Below are 16523 nucleotides of genomic sequence, written 5' to 3' on the forward strand. Positions count from 1 at the left end.
AATTGGCTTTGAAGCCTGTAAAGTTAATGGCAGGAGATCAGGCATCAATTTTATCGGTTAAATATTACCTTAGTTACAAAATAGAAGCAGGCTTACGTTTTCTAAAGTCTAATATAGATATATTTATGTACAATTGTACTGTATCAGTATAAACATGTTCTCTAATAAATCGCATACTTTTATCGTACTCAAAATCCGTAAAACAAGCAATTAAATAGAATGCATTCTTATATTTGGTAGATAGCATGTAATCAGTTAATTGCTTTTCGTATCCTTTTTTCAAATAAGAACTGCTCGCTCTCTTTATTTCTATTAGAACCTTCTCGTCTTCGTTAATATTTTTATATAATTTAAAATCAACTTTTCCATTTCCCAGCAGAGCTTCTCTAGTGATTTCTACTTCTTGATTATAAAAGTAAGCGTCCATTATATTTTCTAATATTAGCTGTATACGTTCTTCTTTTACTGGAACATTGCCTTCCCAAAATAGTTTATACAAGTTTCCGTAATGTACTCTTTCTGTGATATAGTTCAACATTGAAGAAACTTCACCCGTAAGTGTAATATGCTTCGTTTTGTATTGCTCTTGAATATCGATAGGGAGTAACTCAAAATAGTAGTCTAAGTTAATCCCTAATACCTTGTCTATGTTTGTATTTCCAAGTTTACGATTATTATATAAAGTTTCAATCATTAAAAAGTCTGTATCTGTAAACAATAAATCCGAATAATAAAGGACATCGTAAAAAAATTCTTCGTGTTCTTCTAGAGTTAATTCACTATCTTCTTTGAAATCTAATTGACTAGCCTCTTTAATTAGTAGATGGCATCTTTCATTAAAATAAACTTGATTAAAATCAGAAAATTCCTTTTGCAACTCTCCTATGTAATCAATGAATTTATACAAAACAAACTCATGAATCGCAGTCATTTCATGATAAAATTTGTCTCCTGTCCAGAAGTATAATTCCTCAATTGTTTTCACACATTTGTGATACTGTTCTCTGTATAGATATTTGGGGAGAATCTCTTCAATGATATCTCCAACATCTGTTTCTTCATTAAATACTTCTACCTTTAAAAAATGGTGAAGTACATAATTATATACGTCTTGGTGACAAGTCCCAAACAGAATCACATATATAACCTCCTTTCAATTCCCGCCCTTTTTACTGCTAATCCTGCTCTTACTAACCCAGTACGTACCAATTTAAGTAACTTCATTATATTTTTTTAATGAGACTCTGAACATTCCCGCTAATGTTGCAGAATTCAGATATGGATGTCCAAAATGGTATGTTGTGTTTTTAAACTGTTCTCTAACAATCTGCCAAAACTTCTCAACATCGGTTATGTTTCTCTCTGCAAACTCTATATCCAATGACTTTCCATATATAAATTCATATTCTTTCAATCCTTGCTTTATCCAAAATGTATCGTAAAATGTTGTGCCATACGCACGAAGCCAATCCCACATTATATCCTTATCAGCAATGTTGGGATTCTCTATATGGCATCTACGGCATAGTAAAACAAGATTAGAAGCAATATCTTCACCACCCAAAGAATCAGGAATAATATGACACCTTTCTAAAAATTCTTCATACCAACATCTCCAGCATCTCTCCAGTGCTTCAGAAGCATCTACACTTAATCCACACTCATCAACAATTGAAAACCAATAATCTTTTAATATTTTGATTTCCCATGTTTATGTCCTCCCTTTTCAATTAAAGTTATTTATTTCATTACTTATCACGCATTAACAAATAAAAATTTTGCACGAATGAATGCTTTAACTTTATCTTCTCGGACATGTTTCGGAAATCCGTTTTTTCCACCACATCTGTCTACCAAAGCCAGAATATTCAAGATTGATATTCCAAACTTTCCTCTTTGTTCGGTATTCATAACCATTCTTAGATAACCTATCTATTCCATCATACAATAACTAGCATTTATCCTCTATCATGGAACGAATATCAATCTTATTACAAATAAGGTAACGTATACTGTTGACGAATTCCTGGACAATAAATCATTCTCTGCCCTTATATCTGCTAAAACATTCTTCTCTCCTGTTTCCATAAGAAAAGACACAGCTACGTCAGCCATGTCTTCTAATAATACTATTTACTGTTCATTTAATTTCCTCGTTCATCTGCCTCATCAGAATTCTTGCTTCCAAATTCATCAAGCAGCGTACGTACTTCACTTGTTGATTTTGCGTTCATTAAGTTATTTCTGAGTTCACTTGCCCCTCGAAATCCACGGACATAGATTTTGAAGAAGCGAACAAGTGCGCTGAAGGAGCGCCGCATCTGTGCCGAATATTGATCATGGAGATCCAGATGCAGCCGCAGCAGATCTAGCAATTCCTCACTGCTATGATCCTTCGGCTCCTTCTCAAAAGCAAATGGATTATGGAAAATCCCACGCCCAATCATAATGCCATCCACACCGTATTGTTCAGCGAGCTTGAGGCCGGTCTGACGGTCAGGAATATCCCCGTTAATGGTCAGCAGTGTATCGGGTGCCACCTCATCACGAAGCTTCTTAATCTCCGGAATCAGTTCCCAATGCGCGTCGACCTTGCTCATTTCCTCTCTTGTCCGCAGATGAATGGACAGATTCACAATGTCTTGCTTCAAAATATGGGTCAACCAGTCGCGCCATTCGTCTACAGCCGTGAAACCGAGCCTTGTTTTTACACTGACGGGCAATCCCCCGGCTTTGGCCGCCTGGATAATGTCCGCTGCAATGTCGGGACGGCAGATCAAGCCGCTTCCCTTCCCATTCTCGGCTACATTCGCTACAGGACAACCCATATTAATATCAATGCCTTTAAACCCTTCTTTCGCCATCCCGATACTCATCTGACGAAAATATTCCGGCTTATCTCCCCAGATATGGGCTACCATCGGCTGTTCATCCTCTGTAAAAGTCAAACGTCCGCGCACACTGTGGTTCCCATCCGGGTGACAATAGCTCTCGGAATTCGCAAACTCCGTAAAAAACACATCTGGCCTAGCTGCTTCACTTACGACATGGCGAAACACAACATCCGTCACATCTTCCATGGGCGCCAGTATAAAGAAAGGCCGCGGCAAATCACGCCAAAAATTATCTGTCATATCCAATACTCCTCTATAATACATACCAGGACAAATCTTTATCCCGAATTAGGAAATACAACCTGTTCATGTCCTTGCTTTTTCTTCACTTATAGCATATTTAAGCAGCGTATATCAAACGGCAGTATATGTTAATCGCAGACACTTATTTTATCGCCTTATGCATTGCCGCGACACCGCCACTATAGCTTTTTACATCTACCTTGGAAAATCCCGCTTCCGCAAACATTTGTTTCAGTACATTTTTATTGGGGAAATGACGGGCTGATTCTTGTAACCATGAGTATTCATCATAACTTTTGGCAATAAACTTTCCAAGCAAGGGCATGATATAGCGAACATAAAAGAGGGAAGCTTGTCTATAACCGATTAACGTGGGTTGGGATGTTTCTAAACAAACGACTTGTCCGCCTGGTTTAGTTACTCGATACATCTCCCGCAACACAGTTGAATAATCGGGTACATTTCTTAAACCAAAACCAATGGTTACATAATCAAATGAATCATCTTCAAAAGGAAGCTCCATGGCATTTCCCTGGATAAGGGTAAGCTGCTTTAAAGCTTGTTGCTCTTGCTTATCTTGTGCTATTTTGAGCATGTTTTGGCTAAAATCTAATCCAATGACTTCTCCATGCGTTCCAACAGCATTTGCTAAAGCAATCGCCCAATCCCCGGTTCCCGTGCACACATCAAGAGCTTTACTACCTTCTTTCACATTCATCCGTTTCATAACATCATGGCGCCATGCGATATGTCTCCTAAAAGTGATGACCGAGTTCATCGAGTCGTATTGATCCGATATCTTTTCAAATACCTGATGAACTCTTTCCGACTTTGTTTGTTCAGACATGTTATTCCCTCTCTTCCACAAGTGCAATAATATTCTTTCAACGAAAATTATTTATGCTCATCACGCACGGCGCCGCAGTTCATAAAAATATTGCACAATCGGATGCTTTAACTTCATCCTATCTGCCATGTTTACAATCCGCTTTTTGCCAACTCGCCTGTCTACCAAGGCTAGAATATTCAATAAGATATCTTCGCTCTCCATGCTTTCTTCTATAGAAGTCGATAAGAACTTATTCGCAGTGGCGACAAAATTGGATTTACTTAATGCAGCCTGTGCTGACAAAAGCTCCTTTGCGAGTACGGATACTTTTCTGTTTCTTGCAATGACGTTGAGACGATCCTCGGGAACGGTCCCTTTGGTTTCCTTTCTGACGGCTTCTAATTCATCATCGCTGATCGGAATTTGGATATGGGGATCATTCTTAATTTCCAGCTCCGTCTGATACCACCTTATGGAGCTGGTTTTATCACTCATATGGAGTACGTTCTTTTTATCTACCGAAATATAACAAAGCCCTGCTTTATCAGGTAAATAACGATAACCGGTTGCGCGATATTCAACTCTTCCGGCTAATGCAGGACTGAGAAAGCTCTCCAGCTGTTGCTTCAATTTACTCCAGGACATGGTTCCTCCTATGTTTTCAAACCCTGAGGGGCGCAAGTATCCTTCTGCACATCTTAATCAGTATGAATAAACCCCTGCCAAAAAACAACCCTAACCTGCCCCACATATTGAATGGAATATCTGCTTCTCCGCTTTATAGAAAAGAAAAAATCTAATCGATTGCAACCACAAAAAGTACCTGCTCAAAGGATGAGCAGGTACTTTTTAAGACTGTTATATCTGTTCCAGATTCGGGATGTGGTATATTTAGCTGCTAGGCTAAATCCTAGTATGCTGAATTGAATATTTTATAACAGTGGGTTCTCGTGTTTCGCTTTCAGAATCAACCAGCGCCGCTCCACTTCTTTTTCAAATTCGCCAAGCATTTCTTTGTTTTCTTCCTTGAGCAGATGTCTTGATTTGCCCATGTATTTCAGCCAGTCGCTGAGCGGCACCTGTTTTTTCTTCGCTTCAGGATCGTACGTAATGTTCGTTTCTCCCTGCTCTACTTCATACAGTGGGAAGAAGTTTGAATTCACGGCCGCGCGGACGATGTTCTCCCCATCCTTGTCGCTCGATTTCCAGTTCAGGGGGCATGTGATCAGCAGCTTGCCGTAGACGGTACCTACATTCTGAGCGTACCACTGCGCTTTTGCCGCCTTTTTCACAAGATCCTGCGGGAATGCTTCCGTCCCCGTGAATACGTACGGAATATGTGCCGCAGCCATCATTTGCACCGTATCCTTGTGATGGAACGCTTTGCCCTGCTGCTGTTTGCCGACTCCGGACGTACTGGTCATATGCCCTAATGGCGTAGAGTACGAAAGCTGCGCACCGGTGTTCATATAGCCTTCATTATCATATTCCAGAATGATCAGATTATGGCCCCGCAGCGCCGTCCCGATGGCCGAACCCATCCCGATGTCCATGCCGCCGTCGCCGGTCACCATGACAAAAGTGAAATCCTCGGGAACTTCGATTTCCCCGCGGCGTTTCTTCTCAAGGAACGCTTCTACCGTGCCGGATAAAGTAGCCGGTCCGTTCTGGAACAAATTATGAATGAAGCTCTGCTTATGCGAGTTATACGGATAACCCGTTGTTGTGATATAAGCGCAGCCAGTATGGAATAAAGTAACGACATTGCCTTCAATCCCCTTGAAAAAGAGCTCCAGCGCTGGGAAAATACCGCACCCCGGGCAAGCTCCGTGACCGGAAGCAAACCGTTTCGGTTTCGCGGCAAGCGCCCGCATCGGCGGCACTTTAACGGATAGTTTACTTGTCTCTTCATCCACCTTTACGGTGATCAGGCCAGATTTAAAGCTGTCTCCATTCATCGGGGCAATGACCGGCTGCAGTCTTTGCTCCTCAGCTCCCGGTGTTTGGCCGTAATAATCAAACGGCACTTTGGCATAACCGAGCTCCATGGCCTCGATCGTCAGGGCAAAAAAAGCTTCCGCGTCATCCGCGTAATAGTCTTTCCCGCCAAGTCCAAATATGCGGGACAGCACAATAGGCTGCGGACCACGGATTTCCTGCAGGGCCGCTTTGACCTCATGGGTCAGATTGGCCCCGTGTGCACCATAAGAATCGGCACGTTCGCCAACCAGCAGCGCTTTGACACCTATAAGCGCCTCGCGGATTTCTCTTGCCGGGAACGGCCGGAGAATATTGGGGCTGATTATGCCCGCTTTAATTCCTCTCGCCCGCAGCCGATCCACGACGTCTTTGGAGGATTCACCCGCCGAGTTGAGCAGGAATAAAGCCACCTCCGCGTCTTCCATTCGGTACAGATCAAGCGGCGAATAGGATCTTCCGGATACAGCTGCGTATTCCTCTGCCACTTCCTTGAATACCTCGCCCGCACGGTACATGGCGTTGGACTGTTGGAAGTGGTTGTTCATCAAATCGTCGCCGTTCATGTAAGCCCCAACAACGATCGGGTTGTTCTCGTCCAGCACATGTGGATATTCAGGTGCCTTTTCCCCTACAAACGCCTGAACGGTTTCCCGGTTCGTAAATACTTGTACCCGGCGTTTCTGGTGCGATGTAAAAAATCCGTCATAAGCTACAATGACCGGCAGGCGTACGTCTTCATGTTCGGCGATTCGCAGCGCCATGATATTCATGTCATACACGGCCTGCGGTGAACGGGCGGTCAAAATCACCCAGCCAGTGTTCAGGCCGTAGTAAAGATCCGAATGGTCACCGCGAATATCCAGCGGTCCGCTGACTGCACGCGTCACCAGATTCATGACCATCGGGAAACGTGTGCCCGCCTGCACAGGAAGCTGTTCGATCATATACAGGAAACCATTCGCGCTGGTAGCATTGAATACCCGTGCTCCGGCTGCGGCCGCACCGTAGCAAATCCCCGCCGATCCATGTTCGCCGTCAGCTGGAATCAGCTTGATGTCGTGTTCGCCGCGTGTACGCATCATGTCAAGATATTGGGCAATTTCCGTAGAAGGTGTAATCGGAAAATAACCCATCATGTGATAGTTAATCTGGGCAGCCGCCATGGCAGCCATTTCGTTGCCCGACTCGAAGACTGCCGTTTGAGCGGCCGCCGGCTTGTTCTCCGTTGTTGTTTCTTGAATTTGCATATTCATGATCGGACTCCCTCCGCGGTTATATAGGGAAATGATTGCGGCACACGGTGCTGCTCCGCATAATGCGGCTCTTCTAACATGGCAGCTAAAGCGGTGGTCGGACAAGCTTCGATACACTTCAAGCAGCCTTTGCAATACTGATAATCGATGCCTTTCATAAACATCTGCATATTCCCGCGCTTATCCGGTTTCTTCTCCCACACGATGCAGAAATCCGGACATACCGTATCGCAGGCGGCACAGTGAATGCAGTCCTCGATCTTGTACTCTGGCAAATATCCCTGCCTGGAGCTGCTAAGATCCTTCAGGACACTGTTCGCCGTAACGTTCAGAATCCCGCCCAGCTCCTGTGTTTCATATCCAAGCATCGGCTGCGGTCTTGCGAAGGAAATTTTGTCTATAAGCTCTGAGCCATTTCCCAAGGAAAGGAACTGAACCTCGTTATATCCTCTGTCAAAGGTCCGCACATTCGGTTCCACGAGGTGGGGCAGCTTTTTCTCAAATGTCGTGCGGATCACCTGCCGCATATCGTCCGGGTCTAGGAAGCTGCAAATCCGGAACAAAGCCCCCAGCATGGCCGTATTCACTTTGGTTTTTTCCTCAACGGAAATGTTCAGCGCATCAACGACGGCCAGCGTTCCCTGGGTCATGTTCAGATCAACGGCCACTTCGGAAAGGTCTCGCGCCGTATTCACAAGCACCGTTCCATCAGGCTGTAATCCGCTTATGACATCGATCGTCTTATACAATGCTTCATGAAATACGCCGACGACATGCGGCTGCTCAATGGGACTGTGATCGCGGATTTCCACCTCGGAATCGCAGAACCTTACGAAACTCTTCACCGGCGACCCTTTTTTCTCCGAACCATAGCTTGAAAAATTCGAACCGTTAAGTCCGGAGCCGGTAACCCCGGCTTCGGCCAGCATTTTTCCAGCCAGATTGGCGCCAAGCCCGCCAATGGATTCGAGACGGATCTCGAAAAATCCCAGTTCATTCTTTTGAGGTAAAATCGACATGTTCTCTCCTCATTTCTTCTTAGGTCATTAATTCCAGTTTAAAAGAAGAACTGGGCCGGGTTTGTGATTATACTCACAACTTAAAAAAATTGTGATTCCAATCACTATGTCGGTTGTGGGAGCGAAGTATACTGTCTTCAACAGTCCAATTGCGAGGCAATTTTATACTGACCTTTAGGCAAAAAATCACGAAATTGGAGGAGAAAATAATGAATAACAACGCCCAAGAGACCTTAGAGCATCAGCCGTCCATGTTCTGCTTTCAATGTCAGGAAGCATCCAAGGGAACAGGCTGCACCATTGTCGGAGTATGCGGCAAACCGCATGATGTGGCAAACCTGCAGGATTTGCTGATTTATCTGCTGAAAGGTATCTCTTTTCTCAGTCTGGATGTCCGGCTGCCGGAGGAGCTTGAACAGCGCGTATCACTGTTTATGATGGACTCCTTGTTTGCAACGATTACGAACGCCAACTTTGACCGCGAGGTTTTTGTGGGAAGAATCCGGGAAGCGATCGAGCTCCGCGGCGAGGTGCGCACCTATTATAACGAACAATATCCGGAAGGAACCGCCAATCTCCCTGATGCTGCCGTCTGGCAGGCGGATAACGAAGCTGCTTTTGATGAAAAAGCACGTACGGTGGGTGTCCTCTCGACCCGCAATGAAGACATCCGCTCGCTGCGCGAATTGATTACTTACAGCTTGAAGGGGATGGCTGCTTACACGTACCACGCGCTTCATCTGGAGAAGGATGATCACGAATTAAACCGTTTTATGCGCCGTGCACTTGCCGCCACGCTTGACGACAGCCTGGAAGTGCAGGATCTGGTCGCTTTGACGATGGAAACCGGCAAATACGGCGTAAACGCCATGGCGATGCTGGATGAAGCGAACACCTCGGTTTACGGAAATCCCGAAATTACGAAGGTCAATATCGGGGTAAGAAACCGGCCCGGCATTCTCATCAGCGGCCATGATCTGAAGGATTTGGAGGAGCTGCTGAAGCAGACGGAAGGAACCGGCGTGGACGTGTACACGCACAGTGAAATGCTGCCTGCCCACTATTATCCGGCATTCAAGAAATATGAGCATTTTGTAGGCAATTACGGGAATGCCTGGTGGAAGCAGAATAGCGAATTCGCAGCCTTTAACGGACCGATATTAATGACAACCAACTGTATCGTTCCGCCGAAAATCAGCTATAAGGACCGTATCTATACAACAGGCAACACGGGGTTTCCGGGTGTCCGCCATATTCCAGAAGGAACAGACGGTGCTCCCAAAGACTTCTCCGTACTGATCGAGCAAGCGAAAGGATGCCCGGCTCCAACGGAACTTGAAACGGGTGAGATCATCGGCGGTTTCGCTCATGCCGCTGTGATGAACGTGGCCGATCAAGTCGTCGATGCCGTGAAATCCGGGGCGATCCGCCGTTTCTTCGTCATGGCCGGCTGCGATGGACGGATGAAATCCCGCAACTATTACACCGATTTTGCGGCTGAACTTCCAACAGACACGGTCATTCTAACGGCAGGCTGTGCCAAATACAAATACAATAAACTGGATCTCGGCGAAATCGGCGGTATTCCGCGGGTCCTGGACGCTGGTCAATGCAATGATTCTTACTCCCTCGTCGTGATTGCATTGAAGCTGAAGGAAGTATTCGGCCTTGAGGATATTAATGATTTGCCGATTTCCTATAACATTGCCTGGTATGAGCAAAAAGCGGTGATCGTGCTGCTTGCCCTGCTTTATCTTGGCGTTAAAAATATTCATCTGGGCCCTACGCTCCCTGCATTCCTGTCGCCTAACGTTGCCAAAGTCCTCGTGGAAAACTTCGGTATCGGCGGCATTACCAATGTGGAAGATGACATGAAGATGTTCCTTGGTGCCTAACTTAGTAGTCGAAGAAAACCTGATAAAGAAAAAAAGGGCATGGGTTATGCAAGCAATGATCTGCTTGGTAACTCATGCCCTTTCAAATTAAATAAGTCGCTTCCACTCAACAAGGAAATCCTTCCACGTCGCTATTTTTCAATTTACCTATCAATGAAACACCTTAATTCTTACCACCATAGCCCTTATAAGTAGCGTAAACGGCATCTGCATATTGATCTGCCAGAATAGGACGGCCATAAGAATCCGTAGCTCCCGGATACCAGTTATCTCCACCGTTGTAGTGTAATAATCCGTTGTAGATATTTCCAAACTTCGTAATCTTCTCATTTAAAATTAACGCACCCAGATATACCTGATCTTGTTCACTACTATGATTATACGCACGGCCAAATTTTGAGCTGAATTGAGATAAATACGCATTGCGTGTGTTTGGTTCTACCTGCATCAATCCGTCGCCGGCCGATGGACTCCCTGGTAATCCTTCGCCAAAGCTGCTTTCCTTTTTGATAACGGCACTTAGCAATAAAGCAAAATCTCCGCCTATCCCATAGGCATTATCCGCATTCAAGACATATGTCCATATATGGCTTGGAACCTCGGCAGGCTTAGTTACTGTAGGAGGTGGTGAACCCGTATAAATCTTGACCGATGACATTTTGTCATTGATCGTGTTGCCAACCCAGGAAGAATCTGAAGTAAAGGTCCACTTGGTTCCTCCAAAATTATCATTCTCATATACTTCAACCGTCCAACCGCTTGGAACCTTAAGAGACGACATCCAGTCATTCGGAATTCCGTTTGCGTTCAACTGAGACAGTGTATAATTTCCTATCCCGAGTGTCACTGCTTTTCCTCCATAGTTTATATCTGCATAGAATGTTACTCCGTTCGTTGTCGGTGGTGTCGTTGGTGGCGTAGTTCCGCCGCTACCGCCTTTCTGCCATAAAGCAGGAACATTGGACGGTTCCCAACCTACGAGAGAAGTATGTGCCTGAAGGCAAGTATAAGTGCTTCCACTATAGGTTACTGTGTCATTTACTGCATATGCGGTATTTGGAGCCCATGCTCCTCTAGCGGCTGCGTTTACTGACGGTAAGGCAGCGCAAAATGTGGATAGAAATACTGCTAAAACTACCAAAAGTGATAAGGGCTTAAAAGAAAACCTTTTATTAGTCATTTTCAAACCTCCTTGTTTCTTTATGTATCTGTAGCGCTCCCATGAGACATGCCACAGGTTTTCACTGTACTATTATCTTACTTTATTTACATTTTCTAAATTAATTCCACTGTTTTTAATAATACGGTAGGAGGATATGAAGATCGGGACCAAAAAGGCATTTTAAGTCGTATGAACATAACGGCTAGCTTTATTTCTCAAAAACAGAGTGGTATGTTTCATAGGGTAACTCTAGTTGGCTAGATATCTGAAGAAGGAACTCATCCGCTTTCTTAATCAGGTTCATTAGATGTGTGGGTTGCATTTTGCTTATGAGGGAGTTCTCCTGTGATAAAAAGGACAAGGTTTGTATAAATATCAACGGTTCCACATTCATCTCCGAGTCATTGGGGAACATCCGCAGTATTTCTTCTAGCAACATATTTGAAATAGGCTGCCTTCTCTCCTTCTTTATATATAAAGCGGTTAGCATGGATTCTAATGCCCTGTTGCATAGTAATAAACTGACGTGATGCATGTTTTTGTCATAGAAATGCAAAGATAAATTCATATATTCTTGAGAGCAGCTGGCATGAAGAACAATCATATCCTGGTAAAAGCCGCCTGCTTCCTCATGTTGGGAGGATGTATTCATATTAAGGTCAGCTTCTCTTGTTACCGTCGATTTCATAATTATCTTCACTCCCATTTTTCACTAAGAATATACTCTAGTAATCGGAATTAGCATTTTCCAGTATCTGTATTATATCATTCTAACCAATTTGTAGGCAATAGCCTACGGAAATTCCCTTATAGAACCGCATAAGATGAATTTAACTATCTATTAAGGGGTTATAACGTGGCTAATCATAATGATAAATCCATAGAGTTACTAGCCTTCGGCAGAGCTCTTCGAAATATTCGCAAAGAAAAAAAGCTCACCCAAGATGAGTTGAGCCTCTATTCCCGTGTTGATCGGTCTTATATTAGTGAACTTGAGAACGGAGAAAAAGCGCCCACTCTGCTAACGATTATTGCATTAGCAAGGGCGCTTCATGTTAAGGCTTCGGTTTTGATTGAGGGGTATGAGAGGGAGTTGGGGAAGAGATAGTTTAGGGCGACTAGAGTAAATAGTAGATCCTAAACATCATTTTTTCGCCTTCCCAGCACTCCCCGCCTTATCCACATGCTCTGCCCGAATCTTCGCATCAGTGATGTTCGCCCCTATCAATGATTGATAGATCTTCTGAATATCAGCTTCCGATAGAACGGTATCCACCTTCTCCGCTTGAATCCGATTCATTTTGCGCTGAATATATTCGGACAGCTCAACATCGTACACAATCAGTTCGTCCGATTGGATTTTTCTCAGTTCCGGATCCACGCTGAATCTACAGCGCATCGTAAAGGAAACCAGTGAGATGAACCGGCTCTTTTGGTAGTCAGGGAGCAAACTTTTAATCGCTTGAATATGTCCGTGATTTTGCATAAAGGGATTATACATTTTAAACCGGTTACTGACTGTCCATGACCTATTCTCTCTTGTTCCCTTAATCTCTCCCGTGTAGTTCTTCGTCTCAACGACGAACAATCCTTGTGGCGTGATTACCACATGGTCGATCTGCGAATAGCCCGTACGGGACTTCGAATTCGTCACCATTAAATCATTTACATATCTACATCCTTTGGGGAGTTGGTCTAGTTGAATATTAATTTTATGCTCACCCAGCTCACCAATTCGAGTAGGCTGAACCTTGGGCTTGGCGTTGTTTCCTGATGTTTTGGCTTTATTCGTATGTTGAGCCGGCTTTTTCTTTGGCTTATCAGAGGATTTGAACAAGGACTTTAATTTTTCAAACATAAGAGAGCTCCGTTCTACGAGTAATGGTGATTCATCCGATCCGTTTCTTCTTTTTCCAGGCTTCTAACTCGTTCTGGAACATGGTCCCGTCAGACCCTTTGTAACTAGAGTATTCTGTAGCAGAAAAGTAACGGCCTGTGAACCTTCCTGTTTCATTATGAAGTAGGAAGGTTTACAGGCCGAGTGCAATTTTATTAATGTCGGAGGCGGTTAAGTGAATATTTTAGGAATGCTTATAAATATATTATTGTCTTGCTTTTGCCATTTGGATAAATGCCCCCAAGTCCATCAACCAGTTTTGCTGAGAAGGTTTGTAAGTGTCATGTAGTAGTTTTGGCAAAACGAGTTGCAGTTTATTAGCCTGCATCTCATCTGTCTGATTTTCACTGATCCCCGGTTCCAACGTAAACAGGTGCTTATTGTCAATTCGGTTGGCTTCAGCTAATACTTGTCGCCATCGGTCCTTGCATGTTGACTTAACTCCCAACATTGTCAATCTTGACTCAGGAAAGTTCAGATCACGGTAATTGTCGATATGTGGAAACAGAAAATCAGGTTTTGACTTGTTCTCTGTCATCTGCGTTCGAGAATATGTAAGGTTATGAGCCTTAAAGATTTCCTCCAAATGGTTTTCAAGTGCATATCCAACGCGTGATTTTCTCCGATTGTGGACGCTCAGTGAAAACTGAATAAATCCTTCAACATCAGTACTGCCATCCCCCCGAAAGCCTTCCTCAAGCCGTTGGGATACAAAGTGGCGTTCCAGCCGCTTGAACAACTTCTCCTCCTGTTCAATCCACTTCATTAAGGTCTGATCCGGTTCTTCATATGGTGAAACGTCTTTAAGTGTCCTTCTAGCCAATTCAGAAAAGACCGAAGTACGTGGGAATCCACCATTGAAATAAGGTTCAAGTATACTGTCCAAATAACCACCATCGGGGTCTGCAACCTCTATGCCCATCTCTTCAAGAATATATCGAACAGCAAAATCCACCTCAGGATCATGACCATCTTCAATAGCTTGGAAATTAAAATCAAAATCAACCTGCTCTACTCCAAATAACCAAAGCATTTGACTTTCCAAGGTACTTCCCGAGGGTACTAACACCATGAAAATCTCACCATTGGGTCGTTTGGCAACAATCAGCATATCTGCTATTTTTGCCTGATCCATCACATCATTGCTCTTGAAATAAAGTCTATACTCGGAGCGTTTAGGATTGGCTTCACGAGCGTCATACCATGTAATATGTCCTTCACAAGAAAAGCCCTCATTCTCTCCTGCTAGCCATAGAAAACGAGCTTCATGCGAAATGCGACTATCACCAAACAGTGTGCGCAGTGGCTTACTACCATTGAATTCATGTTGATTAGATACTTCTGTGTTGACCTCTACTGAACTGAGACGCTTGATTGCGATCCCCTCAAAATATTGTGAAAGAAACCCTCTCTGCATTACTTAACATCCTCACAAGTTATGGTTTATTAACATTGTCCACCAATCTCTATAGATGTCATATCTGTTGTCTGCAACCATTGGGCACAAAGTTCTATTACTTCTTCGGTATTGATGCGGTATTTTCCTTTTAATGAACATTCCCATACAATGCCTGTTCTCCAGCCCATCTCCTGAAGACAAGCTATATGTTCCTTATCCAATTCAATATTACGTGTAATTTTAGTCCGCCAAAACTCTGTATTAGATGAGGGCCACTTGAACAAGTGACACGAATGACCGTGCCAAAAGCATCCATGAACAAAAATAACTGCATTATATCTAGGAAAAACCATATCGGGCTTTCCGGGCAAGTTTTTGTCATGGAGACGATATCTAAATCCCAGACAGTGAAGCCCTTTTCTTATAATCAATTCGGGTTTTGTATCTTTACTCCTTATTCCGGCCATCATCCGACTTCTTGTATCTGGTGATACAATATCAGGCATAAAATTCAACCTTATCAAACAATAGTTCTGCCTGATATGTATCTTTAGTTGTTCTCATTACTTTAAAAATGTAAGGTAGCATGTGCGAAGCTACAGCTTCAACAACAGGTACAGCAACCGAATTACCGAATTGTTTGTAGGATTGAGTATCAGAAACTGGAATGATAAAGTTTTTTTCTCCAGCTTTGTCAAAACCCATCAGCCTAGCGCACTCACGAGGAGTGAGTCTTCTCGGATTCTTGCCCTCCTGTTTGATGAGAATTTCTGATCCATCCTTGTAGTATCTTGCAGACAAAGTGCGTGCAACATCATCGGGACCAAACAGACCAAATCCAAACCCATTACCTTTTGCCCTATGCTTCTCAGCATAGTTCTGCAGATACTCCCATAGCCTGTTGCTTAGTGTGTACTTTTCAGCAACTTTTGCCTCAGGTGCTTCTGTATAAGGAAGTTCCGACTCTTCTGATCCATCTTCAGGGTGTAAGATTGATCCTAACTTTGGACCGGATTCCGGAAGCTTTAAATCTTCAAATGCGAATCCAACATCTTCACGGAACCCTACAATAAATATACGCTCTCTATGCTGGGGAACAAAAGGCTTTGCATCTATCACTCGAAAATCAACATGATATCCAAGCTCTTCTCTCAAAGTTTTAATGATCACTTTAAAAGTATTCCCCTTATCGTGACTCACCAGATTTTTAACATTCTCAAGTAAAAATGCCTTTGGTCGATGGCGCTCTATCATTTGTGCTACATCGAAGAAAAGCGTTCCCTGTGTAGTATCGTGAAACCCGTGAGGACGTCCAAGGGAATTTTTCTTAGAAACACCTGCTATCGAGAAAGGCTGACACGGGAAGCCTGCAACCAGTACATCGTATTGAGGCATATTATCCAGATCAACATCACGGATGTCTCCATTCACAGGATGATCACAATCATAATTAGCCTGATAGGTTTTTCTACACGCCAAGTCCCACTCACTTGTAAACACACACTTGCCACCAATCGACTCAAACGCTTTTCGCAAGCCTCCGATTCCTGCAAAAAGATCAATGAATTTAAAGTTGAAATCATTAGCAGGCTGTTGTCCAGATCGTACATTATAAATTGAAGTTAGCTCTCTGAGCAAATTCTTTTCTGGCACAGACTCACCGTTTTCCCAGCGATAAATAGTACGTTCACTTTTACCAAATAATTTGGCCACTTCTTTGACGGAATACCCAGTCATCTCTCGTATGTGGGCAAATTCTGTGTTCTTGAATGTTTTCATTGCTTAATTAGCCTCCCTGTCAAAAATATTCCCAGGGGGAACGTTTTTGACATAAGAATACCATGACGAACACACTTTCGCAATTTATATTTTATATTTACAGGTCGTTAGACCCTCATTCAAATAAATAATAATGACTTTTCGCCTATTAATCATCATAATTCTGGAATAAA

General features: G+C 43.5%; 15 protein-coding genes and 1 pseudogene. 2 read left to right on the top strand and 14 right to left on the bottom strand.

Translation table 11 applies throughout. The features are described 5' to 3' along the window. Positions 1 to 73: 73 nt before the first annotated feature. The 8 genes and pseudogenes from ACPV3A_RS08940 to ACPV3A_RS08975 all read right to left on the bottom strand — a co-directional run bounded on the left by ACPV3A_RS08940 (position 74) and on the right by ACPV3A_RS08975 (position 8218). Positions 74 to 1138, bottom strand: a complete 1065-nt coding sequence (locus tag ACPV3A_RS08940; protein WP_426199027.1) for a hypothetical protein — start codon at positions 1136 to 1138, stop codon at positions 74 to 76. Between the two features lie 72 nt (positions 1139 to 1210). Beyond that, the gene (locus ACPV3A_RS08945; RefSeq protein WP_426199029.1) at positions 1211 to 1414 is read right to left on the bottom strand and encodes a hypothetical protein; all 204 of its coding nucleotides are present in this window, start codon (positions 1412 to 1414) and stop codon (positions 1211 to 1213) included. Between the two features lie 105 nt (positions 1415 to 1519). After that, positions 1520 to 1702 (bottom strand): annotated as a pseudogene (locus tag ACPV3A_RS08950) (HNH endonuclease); the annotation flags it as partial. 442 nt (positions 1703 to 2144) lie between these two features. Next, entirely contained in the window at positions 2145 to 3134 is a 990-nt protein-coding gene (locus ACPV3A_RS08955) for a tRNA dihydrouridine synthase (RefSeq protein ID WP_426199031.1), read from the bottom strand. 145 nt (positions 3135 to 3279) lie between these two features. Then, a complete protein-coding gene (locus ACPV3A_RS08960) occupies positions 3280 to 3984 on the bottom strand; it encodes a demethylmenaquinone methyltransferase (protein WP_426199033.1) in 705 nt (234 codons plus the stop codon). Positions 3985 to 4044: 60 nt separating this feature from the next. Continuing rightward, positions 4045 to 4611, bottom strand: coding sequence for an SF0329 family protein (locus tag ACPV3A_RS08965; RefSeq protein WP_426199035.1), 567 nt, complete (start codon positions 4609 to 4611; stop codon positions 4045 to 4047). 287 nt (positions 4612 to 4898) lie between these two features. Beyond that, on the bottom strand, positions 4899 to 7199 hold the full coding sequence (locus ACPV3A_RS08970) for a thiamine pyrophosphate-dependent enzyme (RefSeq protein ID WP_426199037.1): 2301 nt from the start codon (positions 7197 to 7199) through the stop codon (positions 4899 to 4901). Continuing rightward, positions 7196 to 8218, bottom strand: a complete 1023-nt coding sequence (locus tag ACPV3A_RS08975) for a 2-oxoacid:acceptor oxidoreductase family protein (RefSeq protein WP_426199039.1) — start codon at positions 8216 to 8218, stop codon at positions 7196 to 7198. Before ACPV3A_RS08975 ends, ACPV3A_RS08970 begins: the two co-directional genes overlap by 4 nt. A gap of 209 nt (positions 8219 to 8427) precedes the next feature. On the opposite strand from ACPV3A_RS08975, the gene hcp reads away from it, so the two are divergent. Next, positions 8428 to 10113, top strand: a complete 1686-nt coding sequence (hcp, locus tag ACPV3A_RS08980) for a hydroxylamine reductase (protein WP_426199041.1) — start codon at positions 8428 to 8430, stop codon at positions 10111 to 10113. Between the two features lie 163 nt (positions 10114 to 10276). Here the strand turns inward: hcp and ACPV3A_RS08985 are convergent, their stop codons facing one another. Next, positions 10277 to 11293 carry a carbohydrate-binding protein gene (locus ACPV3A_RS08985; RefSeq protein WP_426199043.1) on the bottom strand — a complete coding sequence of 339 codons (1017 nt, stop codon included), beginning with the start codon at positions 11291 to 11293 and terminating at the stop codon, positions 10277 to 10279. Positions 11294 to 11483: 190 nt separating this feature from the next. Next, positions 11484 to 11963: a hypothetical protein gene (locus tag ACPV3A_RS08990; RefSeq protein WP_426199045.1), complete on the bottom strand. Its 480-nt coding sequence runs from the start codon at positions 11961 to 11963 to the stop codon at positions 11484 to 11486. A gap of 168 nt (positions 11964 to 12131) precedes the next feature. Here ACPV3A_RS08990 and ACPV3A_RS08995 point away from each other — a divergent pair, with 168 nt between their 5' ends. Beyond that, the gene (locus ACPV3A_RS08995; RefSeq protein WP_426199047.1) at positions 12132 to 12383 is read left to right on the top strand and encodes a helix-turn-helix domain-containing protein; all 252 of its coding nucleotides are present in this window, start codon (positions 12132 to 12134) and stop codon (positions 12381 to 12383) included. A 36-nt stretch (positions 12384 to 12419) separates the two neighbouring features. On the opposite strand, the gene ACPV3A_RS09000 is transcribed toward ACPV3A_RS08995, so the two are convergent. The 4 genes from ACPV3A_RS09000 to dcm form a co-directional block, all read right to left on the bottom strand. Continuing rightward, positions 12420 to 13133: a nuclease-related domain-containing protein gene (locus tag ACPV3A_RS09000; protein WP_426199049.1), complete on the bottom strand. Its 714-nt coding sequence runs from the start codon at positions 13131 to 13133 to the stop codon at positions 12420 to 12422. Between the two features lie 244 nt (positions 13134 to 13377). After that, positions 13378 to 14589, bottom strand: coding sequence for a type II restriction endonuclease (locus tag ACPV3A_RS09005; RefSeq protein ID WP_426199051.1), 1212 nt, complete (start codon positions 14587 to 14589; stop codon positions 13378 to 13380). Positions 14590 to 14618: 29 nt separating this feature from the next. Then, entirely contained in the window at positions 14619 to 15077 is a 459-nt protein-coding gene (locus ACPV3A_RS09010; protein WP_426199053.1) for a very short patch repair endonuclease, read from the bottom strand. Beyond that, positions 15070 to 16350: a DNA (cytosine-5-)-methyltransferase gene (gene dcm, locus ACPV3A_RS09015; RefSeq protein ID WP_426199055.1), complete on the bottom strand. Its 1281-nt coding sequence runs from the start codon at positions 16348 to 16350 to the stop codon at positions 15070 to 15072. Before dcm ends, ACPV3A_RS09010 begins: the two co-directional genes overlap by 8 nt. Between the last annotated feature and the right edge of the window lie 173 nt (positions 16351 to 16523).

Source organism: Paenibacillus sp. Dod16, from assembly GCF_049893405.1.
GTDB lineage: Bacteria > Bacillota > Bacilli > Paenibacillales > Paenibacillaceae > Paenibacillus_AQ.

Coding starts and splice junctions, on each gene's coding strand:
- ACPV3A_RS08955 (WP_426199031.1), bottom strand. CDS start 3,134: ATGACAGATAATTTTTGGCGTGATTTGCCGCGGCCTTTCTTTATACTG.
- ACPV3A_RS08960 (WP_426199033.1), bottom strand. CDS start 3,984: ATGTCTGAACAAACAAAGTCGGAAAGAGTTCATCAGGTATTTGAAAAG.
- ACPV3A_RS08965 (WP_426199035.1), bottom strand. CDS start 4,611: ATGTCCTGGAGTAAATTGAAGCAACAGCTGGAGAGCTTTCTCAGTCCT.
- ACPV3A_RS08970 (WP_426199037.1), bottom strand. CDS start 7,199: ATGAATATGCAAATTCAAGAAACAACAACGGAGAACAAGCCGGCGGCC.
- ACPV3A_RS08975 (WP_426199039.1), bottom strand. CDS start 8,218: ATGTCGATTTTACCTCAAAAGAATGAACTGGGATTTTTCGAGATCCGT.
- hcp (WP_426199041.1), top strand. CDS start 8,428: ATGAATAACAACGCCCAAGAGACCTTAGAGCATCAGCCGTCCATGTTC.
- ACPV3A_RS08985 (WP_426199043.1), bottom strand. CDS start 11,293: ATGACTAATAAAAGGTTTTCTTTTAAGCCCTTATCACTTTTGGTAGTT.
- ACPV3A_RS08990 (WP_426199045.1), bottom strand. CDS start 11,963: ATGAAATCGACGGTAACAAGAGAAGCTGACCTTAATATGAATACATCC.
- ACPV3A_RS09000 (WP_426199049.1), bottom strand. CDS start 13,133: ATGTTTGAAAAATTAAAGTCCTTGTTCAAATCCTCTGATAAGCCAAAG.
- ACPV3A_RS09005 (WP_426199051.1), bottom strand. CDS start 14,589: ATGCAGAGAGGGTTTCTTTCACAATATTTTGAGGGGATCGCAATCAAG.
- ACPV3A_RS09010 (WP_426199053.1), bottom strand. CDS start 15,077: ATGCCTGATATTGTATCACCAGATACAAGAAGTCGGATGATGGCCGGA.
- dcm (WP_426199055.1), bottom strand. CDS start 16,350: ATGAAAACATTCAAGAACACAGAATTTGCCCACATACGAGAGATGACT.